Source organism: Streptomyces tendae, assembly GCF_014650435.1.
In the GTDB taxonomy this organism is placed as follows: domain Bacteria; phylum Actinomycetota; class Actinomycetes; order Streptomycetales; family Streptomycetaceae; genus Streptomyces; species Streptomyces tendae.
In genome coordinates this window covers 60,906-84,122 of the sequence record NZ_BMUY01000022.1, presented here as the reverse complement: position 1 = coordinate 84,122, position 23,217 = coordinate 60,906, and the positions used below count along the sequence as shown (strand labels likewise).

The window sequence follows — 23,217 nt, the reverse complement described above, 5'->3', positions numbered from 1 at the left end:
GCGGTGTATGACAGGGAGAACCCGCCAGCGTCGAAGGGACCAAGATCGTGCAACGTCGAGCCGTGCCGGCCGTGCTGGCCGCCGCTCTCCTGCTGACGGCCGGCTGCTCCTCCGACTCCTCCGACGGCGCGGATCCGTCCGGAACGGACCGCGGCGCCACCCCGACCAGTACGGCGGCGCAGTCCTCGCCCGCCGGGTCGCCCACCGAGCAGGCACCACCCGCGAAGGGCTCGGTCAAGGTGCTCCGCACGGTCGCCACGGGGCTGAACAGCCCGTGGGGCCTGGCCCCGCTCCCGGGCGGCGACCTGCTGGTCTCCTCCCGCGACGAGGCCACGATCACCCGGATCGACGACAAGACGGGCAAGAAGACCGAGCTGGGCGAGGTGCCCGGGGTGTCCCCGTCCGGCGAGGGCGGCCTGCTCGGCATCGCGCTCTCCCCCGACTACGCCTCGGACCACATGGTCTACGCGTACTTCACCTCGGCCTCCGACAACCGCATCGTGCGCATGCTGTACGACGAGAGGAAGCCGTCGGGCGAGCAGCTGGGCGCGCCGGACACGGTCTTCCGGGGCATCCCCAAGGGTGTGATCCACAACGGCGGGCGGATCGCCTTCGGTCCGGACAAGATGCTCTACGCGGGCACGGGCGAGAGCGGTGACACCGGTCTGTCGCAGGACGAGAAGTCCCTCGGCGGCAAGATCCTGCGCATGACCCCGGACGGCGAACCGGCGCCCGGCAACCCCTTCCCCGACTCCCCCGTGTACTCGTTGGGCCACCGGAACGTGCAGGGGCTGGCCTGGGACGACAAGCAGCGGCTGTTCGCCTCGGAGTTCGGCCAGGACACCTGGGACGAGCTGAACGCGATCAAGCCGGGTGCCAACTACGGCTGGCCCGAGGCGGAGGGCAAGGGCGGCGGCTCCGGGTTCCAGGACCCGGTCGCCCAGTGGAGCACCGACGAGGCATCGCCCAGCGGCATCGCCTACGCCGAGGGCTCCGTGTGGATGGCGGGGCTGCGCGGTGAGCGGCTGTGGCGGATCCCGCTGAAGGGGACGGAGGCCGCGGCCGACCCGCAGTCCTTCCTGGAGGGCGAGTACGGCCGGCTGCGCACGGTGGCCCCGGCGGGCGGCGACAGGCTGTGGCTGGTCACCAGCAACACGGACGGCCGCGGCGACGCGAAGGGCGACGACGACCGGATCCTGGAGCTGGAGGTGAAGTAGGCGGCCGGCTACTCGTCGTCCGGGGACGGGGTCCCCGGGTCCTCCGCCTCTTCGTCGGCGCGCGGCCGGTGGACGACGACCTTGCCCGAGGTGAGGTCTATGGGGCCGTGACTGGGATCGCCGTCCCCCACGTCCTCGCGGGTCAGTTCGAGGCGGTTCTGCTCGTCGTTGGTGTGTTTGCGGCCGGGCGAGAACAGTTCCTCGAATGCGTTGAACATCGGGCCTCCGTCGGTCGGCGTCCCTTACAGCGTAAGCCTCACTCCGTCGAACCGGACCTGAGCCGTTCGGCGGGGAAGAGGGCCAGCCGGTGGGCCACCGCCGCCGCCTCGCCGCGGCCGGAGACGCCGAGCTTGGCCAGGATGTTGGAGACGTGGACGCTGGCCGTCTTGGGCGAGATGAAGAGCTCCTCGGCTATCTGCCGGTTGGTGCGGCCGTCGGAGACCAGCCGAAGGACGTCCCGCTCCCGGCCGGTGAGGCCGAGGGCCTCGGCGGGGTCGGCGGGCGGGGTCACGGACGCGGGGGCCGGTTCGGCGGCGCGGCCGAGGGTGAGGCGGGCGCGGCGGCCGAGCACGGCCACGGCGTCGGACAGCGGGCGCGCGCCGAGGTGGTCGGCGACGGTGCGGGCCAGGCGGAGCAGTTCCGTGGCGCGGGCACGCTCGTCCTCGCCGCCGGTCGCGAGGAGGGCGCCGGCCAGCCGGTGCCGGACGCGGGCAAGGTCGTAGGGCCGCTCCAGGCGTTCGAAGGCGGTGACCGCCTCCGACCACAGCCGCGGGGTGTCGCGGCCCCGGGCCCGGTGGAGTTCGGCGCGGACCCAGCGCTCGTGCGCGACCCAGACCGGGGCGCCCGTCGTCAGGTGCTTCGCGGCCTCGGTAAGGCGGTCGAGGATGTCGGCGCGGCCCTCTTCGGCGGCCGGCAGGGCGCGCGCGTCGGCCTCGGCCGCTGCGGCGGACAGCAGCAGGGGCCAGCCGTAGCGCTGGGTGCCGGGTGGGAAGCCCGTGTCCAGGACGCGGACGAGTTCGGCGCGGGCGTCGTGGAGGCGGCCCTCGGCCGCGGCGACGCCGAGGGTGAGGGCCGCCAGCGGCAGGCGGTGCTGCGGCATGGGGTCGTGGGTGCCGTAGGCGGTGCGGGCCTCGGCGAGCAGCCGTGCGGCATCCTCCCGCTCGCCGCGGGCGAGGGCCACGGCGGCGCGCTTGAGTGCGGCGCCGCCGCGTGGCGCGGGGCCGCGGCCCGGTGCCCCGGCCCGGTCCGCGGCCTCCAGGGCCTCGTCCCAGCGGCCCAGGGAGATGAGTGACTCGGCGAGGTTGCCCCAGACCCATGCCTCGGACTCCAGCAGGCCCATCCGCCGGGTGAGGCCGATGCCCTCGCGCAGGATGCCGAGCGCGTCGTGCGAGCGGCCGACGCTCTCCAGGGACGAGGGCAGGTTGACGTGGCTGCGGGCCACCACGGCGGACCGGTCCTTGGCCACCACCAGATCTCTGACCTGGAACATCTCGGTGAGTCCCGCGTCGATCTGCCCGGCGTCCACCATGAGGCCGCCGAGGGTGAGCCGGGCGTTCAGCTCGATCTCGTCGGCGCCCACCATGCGCGCGTACTCGACGGCCCGTTCGGCGGCCGTCATCGCGTCGGGGCCGGGCGAGTGGAGCATCGACCAGTTGGCCGACATGGCCAGCACCTCGGCGTGCACCTGGGAGGGCGGCAGACCGCGGACCAGTTCCTGGGCGATGCCCAGCTCCCGCCAGCCGTCGCCGCGGCCCTGGGCCTGGACAAGGAGCGAGCGCTGGGTCCAGAACCAGGCGGCGCGCTGCGGGTCCCGGCCGCTCCCGCCCGTGCCCGCGCCGGCGCCCGCGTCCTGCTCGTCGAGCAGCCGCAGCGCCCGCTTGGTGATCTTCATCGCGCGCTCGCGCTCCCCGCACAGCCGCCCGGCGACGGCCGCCTCGGCCATCAGGTCCAGGTAGCGCAGGGGCGTGGTGGCCGGGTCGCAGCCGCAGGGAGGGTAGACCTCGGTGTAGTCCACGGGGCGCAGGATGGCGCGTACGTCGTCGGGGACGGAGTCCCACAGCTCCATCGCGCGCTCCAGCAGCCGCAACTGCTCGGAGTAGGCGTGCCGGCGGCGGGCCTCGACGGAGGCGTCCAGGACGGCGGGCAGGGCCTTGGCGGGGGCGTGGGCGTGGTACCAGTAGCTGGCCAGCCGCATCACGCGCTCGGCGGCGGGCACCAGCGTGGGGTCGGCGTCCAGGGCTTCGGCGTAGCGCCGGTTGAGGCGGGAGCGTTCGCCGGGGAGCAGGTCGTCGCCGACGGCCTCGCGGACCAGGGAGTGCCGGAAGCGGTAGCCGTCGCCGTCGGGCGCGGGGAGCAGGATGTTGGCGTTCACCGCGGAGCGCAGCGCCTCGATGAGGTCGTCCTCGGCGAGCTGTGCGACGGCGGCGAGCAGCCGGTACTCGACGGTGGATCCGCCCTCGGCGACGATCCGGGCGACCCGCTGGGCGCTCTCGGGCAGGGCTTCGACGCGGACCAGGAGCAGGTCGCGCAGGGAGTCGGTGAGGCCGGTGCAGCTGCCGACGCGTGCGGCGACGGCGAGTTCCTCGACGAAGAAGGCGTTGCCGTCGGAGCGTTCGAAGATCTCGTCGACCTGGAGCGGGTCGGGCTCGTGGGCGAGGATCCCGGCGATCTGGCGGCCCACCTCGTCGCGGGTGAAGCGGCCGAGTTCGAGGCGGCGGACGGTGCGCAGCCGGTCGAGTTCGGCGAGCAGGGGGCGCAGCGGGTGGCGGCGGTGGATGTCGTCGGAGCGGTAGGTGGCGAGGACGACGAGGCGGCCGGTGCGCAGGGTGCGGAAGAGGTAGGCGATCAGGTGCCGGGTGGAGGCGTCGGCCCAGTGCAGGTCCTCCAGGACGAGGACGACGGTGTGCCGGGCGGCGACCCGCTCCAGCAGGCGGGCGGTGAGTTCGAAGAGCCGGGCCATGCTCTCCTCGTCGTGCCGGCCGCCGCCGGTGACCGGGCTGCCCTCGCCCAGTTCGGGCAGCAGCCGGGCCAGCTCCTCCTCCTGTCCGGCGGCCGCGGAGGCCAGTTCCTCGGGCAGGTGGCGGCGCAGGGCACGCAGGGCGGTGGAGAAGGGTGCGAAGGGCAGCCCGTCGGCGCCGATCTCCACACAGCCGCCCAGTGCGACGACGGCACCCCGCCGGTCCGCCGCGGCGGCGAACTCCTCGACGAGGCGGGTCTTGCCGACGCCGGCCTCGCCGCCGAGCAGCAGCGCCTGCGGTTCTCCCCCGGTGGCGGACGCGCGGGAGGCGTCGCCGCCCTCGGCGCGGGCGAGCGCCTCGTTCAACGTGTCCAGTTCGCCGGTGCGGCCGACGAACACGGGACTGACGGACCTGGTCTCCACGGACCCGAGCATCGCACGCGGGTACGACAACGGGTCACCGGTTTTCGGCAGGCGGACCGGGGTGGGGACGACGGCGGGGAGGGAGGCCGTGCGGCCTCCCTCCCCGGCTCCCCCGTTCACGCGGCCCGGGCGAACCGGGGCCGGCGCTGCCGCGGCGTATGGCTCTCCGCCTCGGCACCGCCGTGCCGGGCTTGGCGGCGGGCGGCGCGCCGGGCCCGGACGGCCTCGCGGGCCAGCCGGGCCTCGTCGGCGCGGCGGATCAGTTCGGCGGAGCGGTACTGCTGGATCTCGTACTCGTACATGGTGTGCCCCTCGGTTCGGCTTCGGTTTCGGCTTCGCTCGGTTGCGATGCCTCAACCTTCGTCTCCCAGGGGGGGTGGGCCACATCGGGTAAGTTCCGCATCTTCGGCGCCGCGTGGGGCCTCAGACGTGCGTAAGGGGCCTTAGGGCGCGCGCCACGGGCGGGCGCTTGTCCTAAGACCCCTAAGAAGTGCCTGGTCAGCCGGTGGCGGGCAGCCCCAGCAGGACGTCCGTGTACTTCAGGACGGCCAGGAGCAGGCCGATGACGCCGAGGGCGACGCCCGCCCAGGCGACCGACTTGATCCACGGGGCCTGCGGGCGGCCGGGCGCGCCGAACGCGGGGCGGGCCAGCACGACGACGCCGACGATCAGCGCGACCAGGGCGAAGATGCCGCCCCACATCGCGGTGGCCTGCCAGGCGTTGCCGTAGCCCTTCTCGATCAGCGTGCCGACGTCCGACGAGGAGGAGGTCTGCAGCTGGCCCATCAGCGACTCGCGCGCGGAGGCCACGGTGCCGACCCAGCTGCCGGTCAGGGAGACGATGCCGAGACCGGCGGAGACGACGGCGCCCGCGCCCTGGCCGACGCCGGTGGGACCGGCCTCGGTGCCGTCGGTGCCGTCGGTCTTGCCGGTGACGTCGGCGTCCTCCGGGGTGTCGGTGTCGTCGGGCGTGTCGGTGTCGTCGGGCGTGCCGGTGTCGTCGGGCGTGTCGGTCCCGGCCTTCTCGGCGGCCTCGGACGCCTCAGTGGCTTCCGCGGCCTCGGTGGACGCGGCGGCCTCGGTCGCCTCGTCCGTCTTGCGCTCGTCGGTCTTCACGCCGGTCTCGTCCACTGTCTTCGTTCCCATGCCTCGCACCGTACGGACGCTGTCTGAGAGGTCCCTTAATGATCCTTGTGAGCGGCACACGCGCGTGCCTCACGTGCCGCACGCCACTCGGGTGCGAGCACCGCCCACACCTCCATGTCCTGGCGCGTGCCCCGATAGGGGAAGCTCTCGCGCAACACGCCCTCACGCATCATGCCGAGTCGCCGAGCGGCGTTGACACTCGGGGTGTTCGCCGAGGAGGCGTGCCACTCCACGCGGTGCATGCCGCGCTCGTCGAAGGCCCAGTCGATCAGTACGCGGGCACCGCGGGTGACCAGGCCGCGGCCCGTCGCGGCGGGCTCCAGCCAGCAGCCGATCTCGCAGACGCCGGTTGCGGCGTCGAAGACGCGGTAGAGCAGGCCGCCGACCAGCTTGCCGTCCAGCCACAGACCGTGCAGGAAGCCGCTGTCGGCGGCGTGCCGGTCGGCGTAGCTCTGGAGCACCTCGCGCGCCGAGTCGACGTCGGTGGCCTTCACCCCGAAGGGGATGTGCTCGGTGATGAAGTCCCGGCCGCGGTCCAGGTGGGCCAGGAACTCCTCGGCGTGCCAGGTCTCCAGGGGTCGCAGTTCGGCTCCGTCGTCACCCAGTGGTATCGCGTACATCCCGCTGCCGTTCCTCCTCCGCAAGGACGTCCGCCACCTCGGCGTCCGTCGCCGCGGCCAGCCTCTCATGCGCGGCCCGGCACTCGGGCGGCTCGATGCTGATGCGCGGCAGGAGGGCGTCCAGGCGGCGCGGCAGCCACCAGTTGGCGCGGCCGAGCAGGTGCATCAGGGCGGGCACCAGGAGGGTGCGCAGCACGAAGGCGTCCAGGGCGACGGCGGCGGCGAGCGCGATGCCGAACATGGCGATCACTCTGTCGCCGCTGAGGACGAAGGCGAGGAAGACCGAGATCATGATGACGGCGGCGGAGTTGATCACGCGGCCGGTCTCGGCCAGTCCGACCCGGACGGCGCGGCGGTTGTCGCCGGTCTCCAGCCACTCCTCGTACATCCGGCTGACCAGGAAGACCTGGTAGTCCATGGAGAGCCCGAAGAGCACCGAGACCATGATCACGGGCAGGAAGGGTTCGATCGGTCCGGCGCTGCCGAGGCCGAGCAGTTCGCTTCCCCAGCCCCACTGGAAGATCGCCACGACCACGCCGAAGGCGGCGGCCACGGCGGCGACGTTCATGGCGGCGGCCTTGAGGGGGATGCCGACGGAGCGGAAGGCCAGCAGGAGCAGCAGGCAGCCGAGCCCGATGACGACGCCGACGAAGAGGGGCAGCTTGCCGACGATGACGTCGGCGAAGTCGTCGTAACCCGCCGTCACGCCGCCGACGTGCACGTCGAGCGCGGTACCGGCCTCGGCCCGCGGCAGCACCTCCGAGCGCAGCCGCTCGACCAGGTCGCTGGTCTGCTCGGACTGCGGCGCCGACTCCGGTACGACGGTGAGGTACGCGGCGTCGCCGCCGGAGTTGTACATCACCGGCGTCACCGAGGAGACGCCCTCGGTGGTGCGCAGGGTGGCGTCCAGGTTGTCCAGGGCGAGGCGGTCCTCGGCGCCGCGGACCTCGGTGACCAGGGTGAGCGGGCCGTTGACGCCGGGGCCGAAGCCGTCGGCGAGCAGGTCGTATGCCTGGCGGGTGGTGGTGCCCTTGGGGTCGTTGCCCTGGTCGGAGGTGCCGAGGCGCAGACCGAGGGTGGGCAGGGCGAGGACGGTGATCACGACGAGGGCGAGGGCGCCGAGCAGCTTGGGCCGGCGCTCGACGAAGGCCGACCAGCGGGCGGCGAACCCGGTCGTCACCTCGGGTTCGGGACCGTGCTCGGCGAGCCGGCGCCGCTCCCGGCCGCTCAGGGCGCGCGGTCCGATGTACGACAGGAGGGCCGGCAGCAGCGTCACGGAGGCCGCGACGGTGAGGATCACGGTCAGCGAGGCGGCGACGGCGACACCGTTGAGGAAGCTCAGCCGGAGGATCAGCATGCCCAGCAGGGCGATGCAGACGGTGGCACCCGCGAACACGACGGCGCGTCCGGTGGTCGCCACGGCGTCGGCGGCGGCCTCCGCGACCGACAGGCCCCGTTTCAGTCCGCGCCGGTGTCTGGTGACGATGAACAGGGCGTAGTCGATGCCCACGCCGAGTCCGATGAGGGTGCCGAGCATGGGCGCGAAGTCGGCCACGGTCATGGCGTGGCCGAGGAGCGTGATGCCGGCGTAGGCGGTGCCGACGGAGACCAGCGCGGTGGCGATGGGCAGCAGCGCCGCGGCGACGGAGCCGAAGGCGAGGAACAGGACGACCGCGGCCACGGCCACCCCGACGGCCTCGGCGAGGTGGCTGCCGCCGGACTCGGTGAGCCCTATGGCGCTGCCGCCCAGTTCGATGCGGAGGCCGTCGGTCTCGGCCGCCTCGGCGGTGTCGACCACGGCCCGCGCCTGGCCCGGGTCGATGTCCTGGGAGGCGGCCGCGAAGGTGACGGTGGCGTACGCGGTGTCGGCGTTCTCGCTGATCAGCGGCGAGTCCGGGTCGTCGTACGGATTGCTCACCGCGGCCACTCCCGGCAGGTCCGCGACGCGGTCCAGGGTGCGGGTCATGGTCTGCTCGACGTCGGCGGCGCGGACGGTGCCGGTCGTGGTGTGCCAGACGATGGTGTCGCTGTCGCCGCCGAGGTCGGGGAAGCGGGATTCGAGCAGCCGGGAGGCGCGGTCGGAGCCGGTGCCGGGGATCCCGTAGTCGTTGGAGTACGCGGAGCCGGCGACCATGGCGCCCGCGGCCACGCCACCGAAGGCGAGCAGCCAGAGCAGGACGGCTACGAGGCGACGTTGAACACACCAGCGTGCGAGGGCTGCCACGAACGTGCTCCCAGGGTGTCTGATTGTGGATCTTTGACCGGGAACACCCGTGAAGCCGGGAACGCCGGGAATGGTCGTCCATGGTGTGAACGGCCCGCAAAGAACGCATGAGCAATGCGGAATCACTCTTGCAGGCAGAAGAGATCCTTTGCGGACTTAGTGTCGTTCTTCACAACAACGGCCCTGGGGGAACTCGCCGTGCTCGGCGCGTTCCCCCAGGGCTCGTTGTGGGCCGGGTGGACCGGGTGTCAGCCTTCGGTGACGCCCAGCTTCTCCAGGATCAGCTCCTTGACGCGGGCCGCGTCCGCCTGGCCGCGGGTGGCCTTCATGACCGCGCCGACCAGGGCGCCGGCCGCGGCCACCTTGCCGCCGCGGATCTTGTCCGCGACGCCCGGGTTGCCGGCGATGGCCTCGTCGACGGCGGCGGTCAGCGCGCCCTCGTCGGAGACGACCTTCAGGCCGCGCTTGTCGACGACCTCGTCCGGCGTGCCCTCACCGGCGAGGACGCCGAGGATGACCTGGCGGGCCAGCTTGTCGTTCAGCTCGCCCTTGGTCACCAGCTCGGCGACGCGGGCCACCTGGACCGGCGTGATCGCCAGCTCGTCGAGCGCCTTGCCCGACTCGTTGGCACTGCGGGCCAGCTCGCCCATCCACCACTTGCGGGCGGAGGCCGCGTCGGCACCGGCGTCGATGGTGGCGACGATCGGGTCCAGGGCTCCGGCGTTGAGGATGGACTGCATGTCGTTGCCGGAGATGCCCCACTCCTCGCGGAGCCGGTTGCGGCGCACCAGCGGCAGCTCGGGCAGCCCGGAACGGATCTCCTCGACCCACTCGCGGGAGGGAGCGACGGGCACCAGGTCGGGCTCCGGGAAGTACCGGTAGTCCTCGGCCTCCTCCTTCACGCGGCCCGAGGTGGTGGACCCCGTGTCCTCGTGGAAGTGGCGGGTCTCCTGGATGATCGTGCCGCCGCCGCTGAGCACCGCGGCGTGCCGCTGGATCTCGAAGCGGGCGGCGCGCTCGACGGAGCGCAGCGAGTTGACGTTCTTGGTCTCGCTGCGGGTGCCGAACTTCTCCCGGCCGTGCGGGCGCAGCGACAGGTTGACGTCGCAGCGCATCTGGCCCATCTCCATGCGGGCCTCGGACACACCGAGGGCACGGATGAGTTCGCGCAGCTCACGGACGTACGCCCGGGCGACCTCGGGGGCCCGCTCGCCCGCTCCCTCGATCGGCTTGGTGACGATCTCGATGAGCGGGATGCCGGCCCGGTTGTAGTCGAGCAGGGAGTGCGAGGCGCCGTGGATACGGCCCGTCGCGCCACCGACGTGCAGCGACTTGCCGGTGTCCTCCTCCATGTGGGCGCGCTCGATCTGGACGCGGAAGGTCTCCCCGTCCTCCAGTTGCACGTCGAGGTAGCCGTCGAAGGCGATGGGCTCGTCGTACTGGGAGGTCTGGAAGTTCTTCGGCATGTCCGGATAGAAGTAGTTCTTCCGGGCGAAGCGGCACCACTCGGCGATCTCGCAGTTCAGCGCGAGGCCGATCCTGATCGCCGACTCGACGCCGGTCGCGTTGACGGCCGGGAGCGCGCCGGGCATGCCGAGGCAGACGGGGCAGGTCTGGGTGTTGGGGTCGGCACCGAGCGCGGTCGAACAGCCGCAGAACATCTTGGTCTTGGTGCCGAGTTCGACATGGACCTCGAGGCCCATGACGGGGTCGTACGACGCGAGTGCGTCCTCGTACGACACCAGGTCGGTCGTGGTGGTCACGGTGAAACTTCCCTCTCAGCCCAGCAGGACGTCGTCGTCGCCGAGGCGCTTCAGCTCGCGGTAGAGGATGGCGAGGTTGGTGACGACCGCGGCGCCGGTGACGACGGCGTCGAGCAGCCGCAGCGTGTCACTCTCGCCACGCGCCTTCTTGATCTGCTTGTAGACCCCCACGGCGCCGAACGCCGAGGTGGCCATCGAGACGTACAGACCGGACTTGGACTTCTTGAAGCCCTTGGCCTTGGACAGTGCGCTCACAGCGACGGTGCCTCCTCGATCAGCGGGTGGCCCCACTTTTCCACGAAGGCGGCCTCGACGGCGGCGCCGACCTTGTAGAGCCGGTCGTCCTTCATGGCGGGGGCGATGATCTGCAGACCCACCGGCAGGTTGTCCTCGGGCGCGAGGCCGCAGGGCAGCGACATGGCCGCGTTGCCCGCGAGGTTGGTGGGGATGGTGCACAGGTCGGCCAGGTACATCGCCATCGGGTCGTCGGCGCGCTCGCCGATCGCGAAGGCGGTGGTCGGGGTCGTCGGGGAGACGATCACGTCGACCTGCTCGAAGGCCCGCTCGAACTCCTGCTTGATGAGGGTGCGGACCTTCTGGGCGCTGCCGTAGTACGCGTCGTAGTACCCGCTCGACAGGGCGTACGTGCCAAGCATGATGCGGCGCTTGACCTCGGGGCCGAAGCCGGCCTCGCGGGTCAGGGAGGTGACCTCCTCGGCGGAGTGCGTGCCGTCGTCGCCGACGCGCGCGCCGTAGCGCAGGCCGTCGAAGCGGGCGAGGTTGGAGGAGCACTCGGACGGGGCGATCAGGTAGTACGCGGAGAGCGCGAGGTCGAAGGACGGGCAGTCCAGCTCGACGATCTCGGCGCCCAGCGACTTCAGCAGCTCGACGGACTCGTCGAAGCGCTGGACGACACCGGCCTGGTAGCCCTCGCCGCGGAACTGCTTGACGACGCCGACGCGCATGCCGTCGACGCTGCCGTTGCGGGCGGCCTCGACGACCGCGGGGACGGGGGCGTCGATGGAGGTGGAGTCCATCGGGTCGTGCCCGGCGATCACCTCGTGCAGCAGGGCCGCGTCCAGGACCGTGCGGGCACAGGGGCCGCCCTGGTCGAGGGAGGAGGAGAAGGCCACCATGCCGTAGCGGGAGACGCCGCCGTACGTCGGCTTGACGCCGACCGTGCCGGTGACGGACGCGGGCTGGCGGATGGAACCGCCGGTGTCGGTACCGATGGCGAGCGGCGCCTGGAAGGCGGCGAGGGCCGCGGAGGAGCCGCCGCCGGAGCCGCCGGGGATCTTGGTGAGGTCCCAGGGGTTGCCGGTCGGGCCGTAGGCGCTGTTCTCGGTGGAGGACCCCATGGCGAACTCGTCCATGTTGGTCTTGCCGAGGATGACGACGTCGGCGGCCTTGAGGCGCTTGGTGACGGTCGCGTCGTACGGCGGGATCCAGCCCTCGAGGATCTTCGAGCCGACGGTGGTGGGGATGCCCTCGGTGGTGAAGATGTCCTTGAGCGCGAGGGGGACGCCGGCCAGCGGGCCGAGCTTCTCGCCGCGCTCGCGCTTCTCGTCGACGGCGCGGGCCTGGGCCAGCGCGCCCTCGCGGTCCACGTGCAGGAAGGCGTGCACCTTCTCGTCGACGGCCTCGATGCGGGCCAGGTGGGCCTCGGTGACCTGGACGGCGGTCAGCTCGCCGGAGGCGATCTTCGCGGCGATCTCGGCCGCGGTGAGCTTGATGATGTCGCTCATGGCTTACTCCTCCCCCAGGATCTGCGGCACCTTGAAACGCTGCTGCTCCTGGGCCGGGGCGCCGGACAGCGCCTGCTCGGGCGTGAGCGACGGACGGACCTCGTCCGGCCGCATGACGTTCGTCAGCGGGAGCGGGTGCGAGGTCGGCGGTACGTCTTGGTCGGCGACCTCGCTGACGCGGGCGACCGCGCCGATGATGTCGTCCAGCTGTCCCGCGAAGTGCTCGAGCTCTTCGGGCTTCAGCTCCAGACGCGCCAGCCGGGCGAGGTGGGCGACCTCCTCGCGCGTGATGCCAGGCATGCAGCGTTCCTCTGGGTGAGTGTGTGGTCGGGGCAGCTCGGCCGGGACAAGTCGCTTGTCCCCGTCGATTCGGCCCAATCGGTTTGGCCCAATCCTATGGGGCCGGGCCCCGTGGCCGTTAAACGGTTTCCCCCGGGCCGGCTCACCCGCGCCGCGCGTCCCAGGCCGCACTGCTCAGGAAGTGGTTGTCGTACAGCTCCTGGACCTCCAGCAGGCTCTCCCGGGTGGCCTCGCCGAGGGCGATGCGCCGGAGGTGGCGGAAGTACTCGAAGCGTTCGACGCCGGGCGTGAGGACGATGAGGAGGTCGGCGTCGGCGCCCGGCACGGCGGCGAAGGCGTGCGGCTTGCCGGGCGGGACGACGATCAGGTCGCCGGGGCCCGCGGTGACGACCTCGTCGCCGGAGAGGACGTCGGCGGCGCCGTCGAGGAGGAAGAACATCTCGGCGGAGTTGTCGTGCCAGTGCGGCTTGGCGCCGTCCGCGCCGGCGGTGAGGGTGACGCGCTGGGTGGACAGGGCGCCGCCGGTGGAGCTGCTGTCGGCCAGCAGGCGCACGGTGGTGGGCGCGCGGCCGACGACCTCGGCCTCGGCCTCGCGGACGACCACGGACTCGTCGAACTTCGGAACGAACAGCGACATTCTCGAACCCCCTGAATCGATAACCGATTGGGCGCACTCAGACCGCGAAGAGCAGTCCGGCACTGATCAGGACAACGATCGCGGTGGCGAAGTGGATCCCGAAGGCCACCGCTTTCGTACCCCCGTGGCGCAGCACTATGAGCGTGTCGGCGAGCGGGACGAGGGCGACGCAGAGCATGAACCACGCCTCGGGGCGGGCACCGGCGAAGGCCAGCAGCGCCAGCCCCACCACACCGAGCGTGCCGTCCCTGACGCCCTTGATCGTCAGGTACGCGGCGGCGTCGCCGCCGGCGTCGGCCGGGACGCCGTAGCCGGTGGCGGCCGGACCGGGCTGGAACAGGAAGCGGTACCCCAGGAACAGGCAGAACAGGTTGAGCACGACGGCCAGGGTGTACGCGGTGGCGGTCACGACTTCTCCTTGCTAGCAGCGCTAGGGACAAGAGTGACGTTAGCAGAGCGCCGACAGGATGGCTAGCGTCGCTAGATTCATGGCCGTGACGGGCCATCCGCGCCCGGGAGCGCGATCGGCGTAGAGGCTGCGATGACCTGCCGGTCGGCCTGCGGGGCACGCCGCCGGCCGGGTCTCAGGTCACTCGTCGCTCGCCGCCGCGGGCAGTGCGGCGACGGTTCGCACCCAGCCTCGGGAGCCGCGGGCGAGCAGCCAGGCGGTGGTTTCGTCCGGGGGCATCGCGGCCGCGACCAGCCAGCCCTGCACGGCGTCGCAGCCCAGGTCGCGCAGGCGCTCCCAGGTCTCGTCGTCCTCCACGCCCTCGGCGACGACGAGCAGGCCGAGCGAGTGGGCGAGGTCGACGGTGCAGCGCACGATCTCGGCGTCCTCGTTGTCGATGGCCAGCCGGGCCACGAACGAGCGGTCGATCTTCAGCTCGCTGACGGGGAGCCTGCGCAGGTGGACGAGGGAGGAGTAGCCGGTGCCGAAGTCGTCCAGGGACATCTTGACGCCGTGTCCGGTCAGCGCGTTGAGGGTGTCGGCCGCGCGCTGCGGGTCCTCCAGGAGGACGTGCTCCGTGATCTCGAGTTGGAGCGCTCCCGCGGGAACTCCGTGCCGGGCGAGCCGGGCGGCCACCGAGCCCGCGAAGCCGGGGGTGTGGACGTCGCGCGGCGAGACGTTGACCGCGACCGGCACGAACAGCCCCTGGGCGCGCCACCGGGCGACCTGCTCGAGCGCCGTCTCCAGTACGTACTCGGTGAGGTGAGGCATCAGCCCGGAGGACTCGGCGATGGCTATGAACTCGTCCGGCGGCACCCTGCCCCGCTCGGGGTGCACCCAGCGCACCAGCGCCTCCAGGCCCGCGACCTGGCCGTCGAAGCGGACCTTGGGCTGGTAGTGCAGTTGGACCTCGTGGGCGTCCAGGGCCCGGCGCAGGTCGCCGAGGAGGCCGAGCCGGTCCGGGGTGTTGGAGTCCCGCTTGGACTCGTAGACCTCGACGCCGGTGCGGTCCCGCTTCGCCTGGTACATCGCCACGTCGGCGCGGCGCAGCAGCCCCTCGGCGTCCAGCGCGTGGTCGGGGAAGACGGCGACGCCGGCGCTCGCCTCCAGGACCAGGGTGAGCCCGTCCAGGTCCATCGGGGAACTGAGTGCGCCCACCAGGCTCCGGGCGATCCGGGTCGCCGACGTGGTGGAGTCGGCGACGGGCAGTAAGACGGCGAACTCGTCGCCGCCGAGCCGCGCGGCCTCCGCCCCGCGCGGCAGGGCCTGCCGCAGCCGGTCGGCGGTCTGCAGCAGCAGCCGGTCGCCGGCGAGGTGTCCCAGCGTGTCGTTGACCGACCGGAAACGGTCGAGGTCGATCAGCATCAGGGCGGCGCGGGCGCCGATGCGCTCGGCGTCGTCCAGCGCGGTCCAGGTCCGCTCCAGGAGCCACTGCCGGTTGGGCAGACCGGTGAGCGGGTCGCGCAGCTGCTCCTCGGCGCGGGCGCGGGCGATCCACAGCGTGGAGTCGAGGGCGATGAGCGGGATGGCGAACAGCGGCAGCAGCAGCGGCTTGGCGACGGCGACGACGCAGACCAGCGGGGCGATGCCGAGCAGGGCGACCGCGACCAGTCCCTGTCTGACCAGGGCGGTGCGGGCGACGGTGGGCAGACCGGGGCGCGGAGTCTGGAGGTACCACAGCAGGGCCCGGGTGACGGCGAGGTAGGCGATGGCGACGAGCGCCACCTTGGGGGCCGCGTACACCCCCCAGGTGGCCGGGTCCCAGGGGTGCTCCACGGACGGTACGGAGCCGCAGACGCCGAGGACCAGGGCACCCGCGGCGATGCCGAGGATGTCCACCGCGCCGTGCAGGACGCCCTGCCGCCAGCGGCCCCGGCGGGCTATGCCGACCAGGACGACGACGGTGAGGCTGACCATGCCGGCCGGAACCCAGCCGTAGAGCAGCAGGACGGCGAGGGTGAGGGCGGCGCCCGAGCCGGTGCCGCCCCACCAGCGGGAGCGGCCGAGCATGACCAGGTGGCCGACGACGATGCCGGCCAGCACGGCCAGGGACCAGCCGACGGTGCCGGAGGGGAAGAGGGCGTGGCCGTCGCTGAACGCCCGGTAGAAACCGGCGCCCAGGACGAACGCGGCGGTCGCCACGATCGCGGCGGGCAACGCGGGCCAGGACAGGTGCCGTTCGGCGTCCGCGTCGGCCGGGCCGTGGAGGTGTCCCGTGGTGTGGCCGGTGGCCTGCGGCACGCGGGTGCCCGCCACGGGATGCGGGACGCCACCATCGCGTTGCCCGAGCCGCCGGCTCACGTGCCACGCGCCCACCATGCGACGCAGGCTCAGCCGTGAGCCCGCGGCGGCGCTCTCGGTCGGTTCCATTCCCGTCCCTCTCACAGCCGGCGGTGCCCACGCCACGCGGCCCCCGCCTCGACCACCTTCAACGGCTCCGCGTTGGAGACCCCTCCCCCTGTCACTCGGGGCAGGGGGGTGCCCCGACCGCAGCTGGGCACGGCGGGCGCACACCTCAACAGTAGGCCGCGGAAGGCTTCCAGGGGCACTGGTCGTCGACGGTTGCCCGAATGCCACCCGGCCACCCGTATGCATCTGATATGCGCCGATCGGGTGGCCTTCAACCGCTATTCCTCAGCCGAAAGCGCCACACCCGCCGCCGCTTCGGCTCCTTGTTCGAGCAGCACGGCGAAACCGTCCTCGTCCAGAACCGGAACTTTCAGCTGCATCGCCTTGTCGTACTTCGAGCCGGGGTTGTCACCGACCACGACGAACGACGTCTTCTTGGACACCGATCCGGTCACTTTCGCGCCCCTGTTCTGGAGGGCCTCCTTGGCCGCGTCCCGGGTGAAGTTCTCCAGGGTGCCGGTGACGACGACGGTGAGTCCTTCGAGCGGGCGCGGCCCCTCGTCCTCCCCCGTAGACCGGTCCTCGAGCGGAACTCCGGCCGCCTTCCACTTGCGGACGATCTCCCGGTGCCAGTCCACGGCGAACCACTCCTTGACGGCGGTGGCGATGGTGCCGCCCACCCCGTCCGTGCTCGCCAGCTCCTCCTCGGTGGCCTGCTCGATGCGGTCGATGGAGCGGAACTCGCGGGCGAGGGCCTGGGCGGCGACCGGTCCGACGTAGCGGATGGAGAGACCGTTGATGAAGCGGGCCAGCGGGCTGTTCTTGGCCTCTTCGATGTGCTGGAGCAGCGCGAGGGTGTTCTTCTTCGGCTCGCCCGCCTTGTTGGCGAAGACCGTGGCGATCTTCTCCTCCCCGGTCTCGGGGTCGCGCTTGGGCAGCCCGCTGTCCGGGTCGAGGACGTACGCCTTGATGGGCAGCAGCTTCTCGAGGGTGAGGTCGAACAGGTCGCCCTCGTCCACCAGCGGGGGCTCGGACGGCTCCAGCGGCCCGGTGAGCGCGGCCGCGACGACGCCGCCGAAGTGCTCGATGTCCAGGCACTCCCGGCCGGCGAGGTAGGCGACCCGCTCCCGCAACTGAGCCGGGCAGGCGCGGGCGTTGGGGCAGCGGAGGTCGATGTCGCCCTCCTTCATCGCCTTCAGCGGCGTCCCGCACTCGGGACACTCGGCCGGCATCACGAACTCCCGCTCGCTGCCGTCCCTGAGGTCGGCGACCGGCCCGAGGATCTCCGGGATCACGTCACCGGCCTTGCGCAGCACCACGGTGTCGCCGATGAGCACGCCCTTGGCCTTGACGACCTCCTGGTTGTGCAGCGTGGCGAACTCCACCTCGCTGCCGGCCACCGTCACCGGCTCGACCTGCGCGTACGGCGTGACGCGGCCGGTGCGGCCGACGCCCACCTTGATGTCGACGAGCTTGGTGTTGACCTCCTCGGGCGCGTACTTGTAGGCGATGGCCCAGCGGGGCGCGCGGGCGGTGGAGCCGAGCCTGCCCTGGAGGCGGATCTCGTCGAGCTTGACGACGACTCCGTCGATCTCGTGCGCGACGGAGTGCCGGTTCTCGCCGTAGTAGGCGATGAAGTCCCGTACGCCGTCCAGGCCGTCGACCACCCTGTTGTGCGGGGAGGTGGGCAGGCCCCAGGTCTTCAGCAGGTCGTACGCCTGGGAGAGCCGGGTCATGCCCTTGTAGCCCTCCAGGGTGCCGATGCCGTGGACGACCATGTGCAGCGGGCGGGAGGCGGTGACGCGGGGGTCCTTCTGGCGCAGCGAACCGGCCGCGGCGTTGCGCGCGTTGGCGAAGGGCTTGTCCCCCGCCTCGTTCAACCGGGCGTTGAGTTCCTGGAACTTCTCCATCGGGAAGTAGACCTCGCCGCGGATCTCGACCAGGTCGGGGACCTTGTCGCCGGCCAGGCGGTCGGGGATCTCGGCGATGGTGCGGACGTTGGGGGTGATGTCCTCGCCGGTGCGGCCGTCGCCGCGGGTGGCGGCGCGGACGAGACGGCCGCGCTCGTAGGTGAGGTTGACGGCGAGTCCGTCGACCTTCAGCTCGCACAGGAAGTGGTACTCCTGCTCGCCCAGCTCCCGGGCGATGCGGTCGAACCAGGCGGCCAGCTCGTCGTCGTTGAAGGTGTTGTCCAGGGAGAGCATCCGCGTGGGGTGCTGCACCGCCGTGAACTCGGTCTCGTAGGAACCGGCGACCTTCTGGGTCGGGGACTCGGGGGTGCGCAGCTCCGGGTGCCGCTCCTCCAGCTCCTCCAGGGTGCGCAGCAGCCGGTCGAACTCCGCGTCGCTGACGACGGGTGCGTCGTTCACGTAGTACCGGAAGCGGTGCTCCTCGATCTGCTCGGCGAGCTGCGCGTGCTGCTCCCGCGCCTCGGCGGGCACGCTCGTCGTCTCCGCCTGCTTGTCGCCCTGCTTGTCGCCGGCCACCGTATGTCCTCCCGTTACTCTGGGTTGTCCGCGAGAGATTGTGCCGCCCGGACGCAGTGGGCGAGCGCGCGCCGGGCGTAGTCCGGGGAGGCACCCGCGAGTCCGCACGCCGGAGTGACGGTGACCGCCTCCGCGAGCAGCTCCGGACGCAGCCCCAGCCTGCGCCACAGCGTTCTGACACCCGAAACGCTACCGGCAGGGTCTGACAATGCCGTGTCCGTGCCCGGCACGACACCGGCGAACAGCCGGGTGCCGCCCTCGACGGCCTCGCCGATCGCGTCGTCGTCACGCTCGGTGAGGAGCGAGAAGTCGAAGGAGACGCCCGCGACGCCCGCCCGGCGCAGCAGGGCGAACGGCACGTCCGGCGCGCAGGAGTGGACCACGACGGGGCCGCCGTCGTGCACCCCGGCGACCTCGCGGAGGGATGCCTCCACCACCTGACGGTCGACGGCGCGGTGGGTGCGGTAGCCGCTGGCGGTGCGGATCCGGCCGCGCAGGACGGCGGTGAGGGACGGCTCGTCGAGTTGGAGGACGGGGCGGGCCCCCGGGACGCGGCGCCGGATCTCCGCCAGGTGCAGGCGCAGTCCCTCGGCGAGCGAGGCGGCGAGGTCGCGGCAGGCGCCGGGGTCGGAGAGGACCGCCTCGCCGCCCCGCAGTTCCAGGGCGGCCGCGAGGGTCCACGGGCCGACGGCCTGGACCTTGAGCGGACCCTCGTAGCCCTGGGTGAACTCCTCCAGGGCGTCGAGGTCCTCGCCCAGCCAGGCACGGGCGCGTTTGGTGTCCCGGCCCGGGCGGTCGCCGAGTCGCCAGCCGCTGGGCTCCACGCGCGCGTACAGCTCGACGAGCATGCCGGCGGTGCGGCCGATCATGTCGGCGCCGGGGCCGCGGGCGGGCAGCTCGGGGAGGAAGGGGAAGTCCTCGAAGCTGCCGGTGGCGGTCTTGGCGGCCTCGCGGGCGTCGTGGCCCGGGAGGCTGCCGATGCCGGTGGCGGGGGCGAAGGTGTCGTTCACGGGGCAAGCGTACGCAGGGGTGCGGGGCTTGATTTCGCCCCCGCCGCCCCTTCCCTTCCCGTCCCTGGGGGCTGCCGCCCCCGGACCCCCGCTTTCGGCCCTGGACGGGCCTCGTCCTCAAGCGCCGGACGGGCTGGATGATCCGGACCGGCGATTCGAGGGAACGGCTTACCGCCCCGGGCGCACCGTCAGGTCGTTGACCTCCGCGTCCCTCGGGAGGTCAAGGGCCATCAGGATCGTGGTGGCGACGGACTCGGGGTCGATCCACTTCGCGGGGTCGTACTCCTTGCCCTCCTGCTGGTGGACCTTGGCCTGCATGGGGCTGGCGGTGCGGCCGGGGTAGACCGAGGTGACGCGGACGCCGTTCGCGTGCTCCTCCTGGCGCAGGGCGTCGGCCAGGGCCTTCAGGCCGTGCTTGGAGGCTCCGTACGCGGCCCATCCGGCGTGGGCGTTGAGACCGGAGCCGGAGTTGACGAACAGCACCTGACCCTGGGCGACGCGGAGCTGGGGCAGGAGGAGGCGGGTCAGCTCGGCGGGGGCGACCAGGTTGACGTTGAGCTGGTTGGTCCAGGTCTTCGGGGTGAGGTCGCCGACCGGGCCGAGGTCGACGACCCCGGCGATGTGCAGCAGCGAGTCCACCCGGTCGGGCAGCGACTGGTGCGAGAAGGCCCAGGACAGCTTGGCCGGGTCGGCGAGGTCACCGACCAGGGTCTTGGCGCCGGGGAGCGCGGCGGCCAGTTCCTTGGCGCGGCCCGCGTCGCGCGCGTGCAGCACGATCTCGTCGCCGCGTTCGTGCAGGCGGCGGGCGACGGCCGCGCCGATGCCGGAGCCCGCTCCGGTGATCACATGTGTAGCCATGCCCGCCATGCTCGCACCACCGGTGTCCTACTCGATGCCCTGGCTCTCCTCCAGGTAGGCGAGCGCGCCGACCGGCTCCTCGGCGAAGAACACCAGCTCGGTTAGGGGGCGGGGCAGGAAACCCTCGTCCTCCATGCGGCGGAACTGCTCCTTGAGTCCGTCGTAGAAGCCCGCGGTGTTGAGCAGGACGACCGGCTTGTCGGTGTGCCCGTGCTTCTTCAGTTCCAGGATCTCGGTGGCCTCGTCGAGCGTGCCGGTGCCGCCCACCATGATGACGACGGCGTCGGCCTTCTCCAGCAGCAGCCGCTTGCGCTCGGCCAGGTCCTTCGCGATCACCATCTCGTCGGCGCCCCGGCGCGCCTTGGCGGCCAGGAAGTCCACCGAGACCCCGAGCAGCCGTCCACCGGACTCCTGCACGCCGTCGGCGACGACCTTCATCAGGCCCACGTCGGAGCCGCCCCAGACGAGGGTGTGCCCGCCCTTGCCGAGCAGCTCGGCGAACTCCTCGGCGGGGCGCGTGTAGCGCTCGTCGAGGTCGGCGGCGGAGAGGAAGACGCAGATGTTCATGGCCTCCACCGTACGGCCCGGTCCGGAGGGGAAGAACCCGGCCTTCGGGGACGCTGTAGTACGTGACGCAGACCACTGCCACCAGGAGGACGACCGTGACCAAGGGACTCAAGGGACACGTCATCACCGTCGAGCCGAGCGAAGGGCACGTGCGCGTGGTGCACGACGGGCAGGTGCTGGCGGAGAGCGACGGGGCGTTGGTACTGCACGAGACGGGCTGCCCCGACCGGTACTACATCCCGCCCCAGGACGTACGCCTCGACCTGCTGTCCCCGTCCGACACGCAGACCCACTGCCCCTTCAAGGGCGACGCGTCCTACTGGTCGCTGCCGGACGCGGCGGACCTGGTCTGGGCGTACCCGGATCCGAAGCCGGAGGTCGCCGAGATCAAGGACCACCTCTGTTTCTACGAAGTCGAGGTGTCCTGAGCGATGAAACACCTGCCGTAGGGCAGTCTGCACAGGCATGGAGAAGACGACTGTTTCGCGCGACGGCACCCGCATCGCCTACGAACGCTCCGGGCGGGGACCGGCGGTCGTGCTCGTCAGCGGCGCCATGTCGACCGGCGCCACGATGGCGCCGCTGGCCGCCGAGCTGTCGGGCAGTTTCGACGTCACCGTGTACGACCGCCGGGGGCGCGGCGAGAGCGGCGACACCGCGCCCTACGCGGTGGAACGCGAGATCGAGGACCTGGCGGCGCTGATCGACGCGCTGGGCGGCGAGGCGTCGCTGTACGGCATGTCGTCGGGCGGCGCGTTGGTCCTGCGGGCGGCGGCGAGCGGTCTGCCGGTGCGCCGGGTCGCGGTGTACGAGGTGCCGTACGCCGTGGACGACGCCGCCGCGCGGGCCGCGGCCGAGTACACCGGGCACCTGGCCGAGGTACTGGGTCAGGGCCGGCGCGGGGACGCGGTGGAGTTGTTCCTGCGTCACACGGGGCTGGGCGAGGAGATGATCCGCGGTGCCCGGCAGTCCCCCATGTGGGCCGGGATGGAGTCGGTGGCGCCGAGTCTGGCGTACGACGACGCCGTGCTGGGCGACAGCCGGGTGCCGCGCTCCGAGATCGCCGCGATCACCGTGCCGCTGCTGGTCCTCGCGGGCGGCGCGAGCGACGCGTGGTGGCACGAGGCCGCCCGTGCGATCGCGGACGCCGCCCCGGAGGGCACCTACGGCACCGTGGACCGGCAGACCCACATGGTGGAGCCGGGCGTACTGGCGCCGGTGCTCGCGGAGTTCCTCGCGGGCTGAACCGGCGCCGTCGAGGTCGCCTCCGCGTGTCCGGGCGGACGGGTCAGGCCGCGCCGGCCGTCGCGCGCGTGGTGGACGCGATGGTCGCCGAGCCCACCACGCGCGTGCCGTCGTACAGCACGATCGCCTGGCCGGGAGCGACGCCGCGGACCGGCTCCGTGAAGGTCACCTCCAGGGTGCCGTCGACGAGTTCGGCGCGGACCTCGGTCTCGCCGCCGTGGGCGCGGAGCTGGGCGGTGTAGGTGCCGGGGCCGGTGGGGGCGGCTCCGCACCAGCGGGGCTTGATCGCGCGAAGGGCGTCGACGTCGAGCGCCTCGGCCGGGCCGACCGTCACGGTGTTGTCCACCGGGGAGATGTCCAGGACGTAGCGCGGCTTGCCGTCGGGGGCCGGGGTGCCGATCCTGAGGCCCTTGCGCTGGCCGATGGTGTAGCCGTAGGCGCCCTCGTGGGTGCCGAGCCGGTTGCCCGCCTCGTCGACGATGTCGCCCTCCGCCCTGCCCAGCCGGTTGGCGAGGAAGCCCTGGGTGTCGCCGTCGGCGATGAAGCAGATGTCGTGCGAGTCGGGCTTCTTGGCCACCGCGAGGCCCCGGCGCCCGGCCTCCGCGCGGATCTCGTCCTTGGTGGTGGCCGTGTCACCGAGCGGGAACATCGCGTGGGCGAGCTGCCGGTCGTCGAGGACCCCGAGGACGTAGCTCTGGTCCTTGGCCATGTCGGCCGCGCGGTGCAGCTCGCGGACGCCGTCCTCGCGCAGGATCACCTGGGCGTAGTGGCCGGTGCAGACGGCGTCGAAGCCGAGCGCGAGCGCCTTGTCCAGGAGAGCCGCGAACTTGATCTTCTCGTTGCAGCGCAGGCACGGGTTGGGGGTGCGGCCGGCCTCGTACTCGGCGACGAAGTCCTCGACCACGTCCTCCCGGAACCGGTCGGCGAGGTCCCACACGTAGAACGGGATGCCGATGACGTCGGCGGCGCGGCGGGCGTCCCGTGAGTCCTCGATGGTGCAACAGCCCCGGGCGCCCGTGCGGAAGGACTGCGGGTTGGCGGAGAGCGCCAGGTGGACGCCGGTCACGTCGTGCCCCGCCTCGGCCGCGCGGGCGGCGGCGACGGCGGAGTCGACTCCGCCCGACATGGCGGCGAGGACGCGGAGGGGACGGGTGCGCTGCGGGGTCTCAGTCATAACCCCTCCAGAGTACGGGGAGGCGGGAACCGGAGCGCGCGAGTATGCG

Annotated in this window: 21 protein-coding genes; 3 read left to right on the top strand and 18 right to left on the bottom strand. The window is 72.3% G+C overall.

The window, feature by feature from the left end:
- Window positions 1-47 precede the first annotated feature (47 nt).
- Complete coding sequence (locus tag IE258_RS37855; protein ID WP_229892684.1) at window positions 48-1,217, top strand: PQQ-dependent sugar dehydrogenase; 1,170 nt, start codon at window positions 48-50, stop codon at window positions 1,215-1,217.
- Window positions 1,218-1,225: 8 nt separating this feature from the next.
- Here IE258_RS37855 and IE258_RS37850 read toward each other — a convergent pair whose 3' ends face one another.
- The 17 genes from IE258_RS37850 to IE258_RS37770 form a co-directional block, all read right to left on the bottom strand.
- Window positions 1,226-1,435: a DUF6191 domain-containing protein gene (locus IE258_RS37850; protein ID WP_189750324.1), complete on the bottom strand. Its 210-nt coding sequence runs from the start codon at window positions 1,433-1,435 to the stop codon at window positions 1,226-1,228.
- Between the two features lie 38 nt (window positions 1,436-1,473).
- Entirely contained in the window at window positions 1,474-4,608 is a 3,135-nt protein-coding gene (locus IE258_RS37845; RefSeq protein ID WP_189750323.1) for a helix-turn-helix transcriptional regulator, read from the bottom strand.
- 104 nt (window positions 4,609-4,712) lie between these two features.
- Complete coding sequence (locus IE258_RS37840; RefSeq protein WP_164461049.1) at window positions 4,713-4,898, bottom strand: hypothetical protein; 186 nt, start codon at window positions 4,896-4,898, stop codon at window positions 4,713-4,715.
- Window positions 4,899-5,094: 196 nt separating this feature from the next.
- Entirely contained in the window at window positions 5,095-5,742 is a 648-nt protein-coding gene (locus IE258_RS37835; RefSeq protein WP_189750322.1) for a hypothetical protein, read from the bottom strand.
- A 35-nt stretch (window positions 5,743-5,777) separates the two neighbouring features.
- A complete protein-coding gene (locus tag IE258_RS37830) occupies window positions 5,778-6,362 on the bottom strand; it encodes a GNAT family N-acetyltransferase (protein WP_189750321.1) in 585 nt (194 codons plus the stop codon).
- Entirely contained in the window at window positions 6,340-8,586 is a 2,247-nt protein-coding gene (locus tag IE258_RS37825) for an MMPL family transporter (protein ID WP_189750320.1), read from the bottom strand. The genes IE258_RS37830 and IE258_RS37825 overlap by 23 nt, the downstream gene beginning before the upstream one ends.
- Window positions 8,587-8,834: 248 nt before the next feature.
- A complete protein-coding gene (gene gatB, locus IE258_RS37820; RefSeq protein WP_189750319.1) occupies window positions 8,835-10,349 on the bottom strand; it encodes an Asp-tRNA(Asn)/Glu-tRNA(Gln) amidotransferase subunit GatB in 1,515 nt (504 codons plus the stop codon).
- Between the two features lie 15 nt (window positions 10,350-10,364).
- Window positions 10,365-10,604, bottom strand: coding sequence for a hypothetical protein (locus IE258_RS37815; RefSeq protein ID WP_030188427.1), 240 nt, complete (start codon window positions 10,602-10,604; stop codon window positions 10,365-10,367).
- Window positions 10,601-12,094 (bottom strand): Asp-tRNA(Asn)/Glu-tRNA(Gln) amidotransferase subunit GatA, encoded by a 1,494-nt coding sequence (gene gatA / locus IE258_RS37810; protein WP_003973499.1) that lies wholly within the window; start codon window positions 12,092-12,094, stop codon window positions 10,601-10,603. The genes IE258_RS37815 and gatA overlap by 4 nt, the downstream gene beginning before the upstream one ends.
- 3 nt (window positions 12,095-12,097) lie before the next feature.
- On the bottom strand, window positions 12,098-12,394 hold the full coding sequence (gene gatC, locus IE258_RS37805; RefSeq protein ID WP_003973500.1) for an Asp-tRNA(Asn)/Glu-tRNA(Gln) amidotransferase subunit GatC: 297 nt from the start codon (window positions 12,392-12,394) through the stop codon (window positions 12,098-12,100).
- A gap of 142 nt (window positions 12,395-12,536) precedes the next feature.
- Window positions 12,537-13,031: a cupin domain-containing protein gene (locus tag IE258_RS37800; protein ID WP_189750318.1), complete on the bottom strand. Its 495-nt coding sequence runs from the start codon at window positions 13,029-13,031 to the stop codon at window positions 12,537-12,539.
- 37 nt (window positions 13,032-13,068) lie between these two features.
- A complete protein-coding gene (locus IE258_RS37795) occupies window positions 13,069-13,440 on the bottom strand; it encodes a DUF4267 domain-containing protein (protein ID WP_189750317.1) in 372 nt (123 codons plus the stop codon).
- A 180-nt stretch (window positions 13,441-13,620) separates the two neighbouring features.
- Window positions 13,621-15,849, bottom strand: coding sequence for a cyclic Di-GMP phosphodiesterase RmdB (gene rmdB, locus IE258_RS37790; RefSeq protein ID WP_159329466.1), 2,229 nt, complete (start codon window positions 15,847-15,849; stop codon window positions 13,621-13,623).
- A 257-nt stretch (window positions 15,850-16,106) separates the two neighbouring features.
- Window positions 16,107-18,314, bottom strand: coding sequence for an NAD-dependent DNA ligase LigA (ligA, locus tag IE258_RS37785; protein WP_189750316.1), 2,208 nt, complete (start codon window positions 18,312-18,314; stop codon window positions 16,107-16,109).
- Window positions 18,315-18,328: 14 nt separating this feature from the next.
- Window positions 18,329-19,324: a methionine synthase gene (locus IE258_RS37780; RefSeq protein WP_189750315.1), complete on the bottom strand. Its 996-nt coding sequence runs from the start codon at window positions 19,322-19,324 to the stop codon at window positions 18,329-18,331.
- Between the two features lie 168 nt (window positions 19,325-19,492).
- A complete protein-coding gene (locus IE258_RS37775; protein WP_189750314.1) occupies window positions 19,493-20,182 on the bottom strand; it encodes an SDR family oxidoreductase in 690 nt (229 codons plus the stop codon).
- 27 nt (window positions 20,183-20,209) lie between these two features.
- Complete coding sequence (locus IE258_RS37770) at window positions 20,210-20,749, bottom strand: LOG family protein (protein WP_189750313.1); 540 nt, start codon at window positions 20,747-20,749, stop codon at window positions 20,210-20,212.
- A 95-nt stretch (window positions 20,750-20,844) separates the two neighbouring features.
- Between IE258_RS37770 and IE258_RS37765 the strand changes: the two genes are divergently transcribed.
- Window positions 20,845-21,177, top strand: a complete 333-nt coding sequence (locus IE258_RS37765; RefSeq protein WP_189750312.1) for a DUF427 domain-containing protein — start codon at window positions 20,845-20,847, stop codon at window positions 21,175-21,177.
- A gap of 37 nt (window positions 21,178-21,214) precedes the next feature.
- Window positions 21,215-21,994, top strand: a complete 780-nt coding sequence (locus IE258_RS37760; RefSeq protein ID WP_189750311.1) for an alpha/beta fold hydrolase — start codon at window positions 21,215-21,217, stop codon at window positions 21,992-21,994.
- Window positions 21,995-22,037: 43 nt separating this feature from the next.
- Here IE258_RS37760 and mnmA read toward each other — a convergent pair whose 3' ends face one another.
- Complete coding sequence (mnmA, locus tag IE258_RS37755; RefSeq protein WP_189750310.1) at window positions 22,038-23,168, bottom strand: tRNA 2-thiouridine(34) synthase MnmA; 1,131 nt, start codon at window positions 23,166-23,168, stop codon at window positions 22,038-22,040.
- Window positions 23,169-23,217 lie beyond the last annotated feature (49 nt).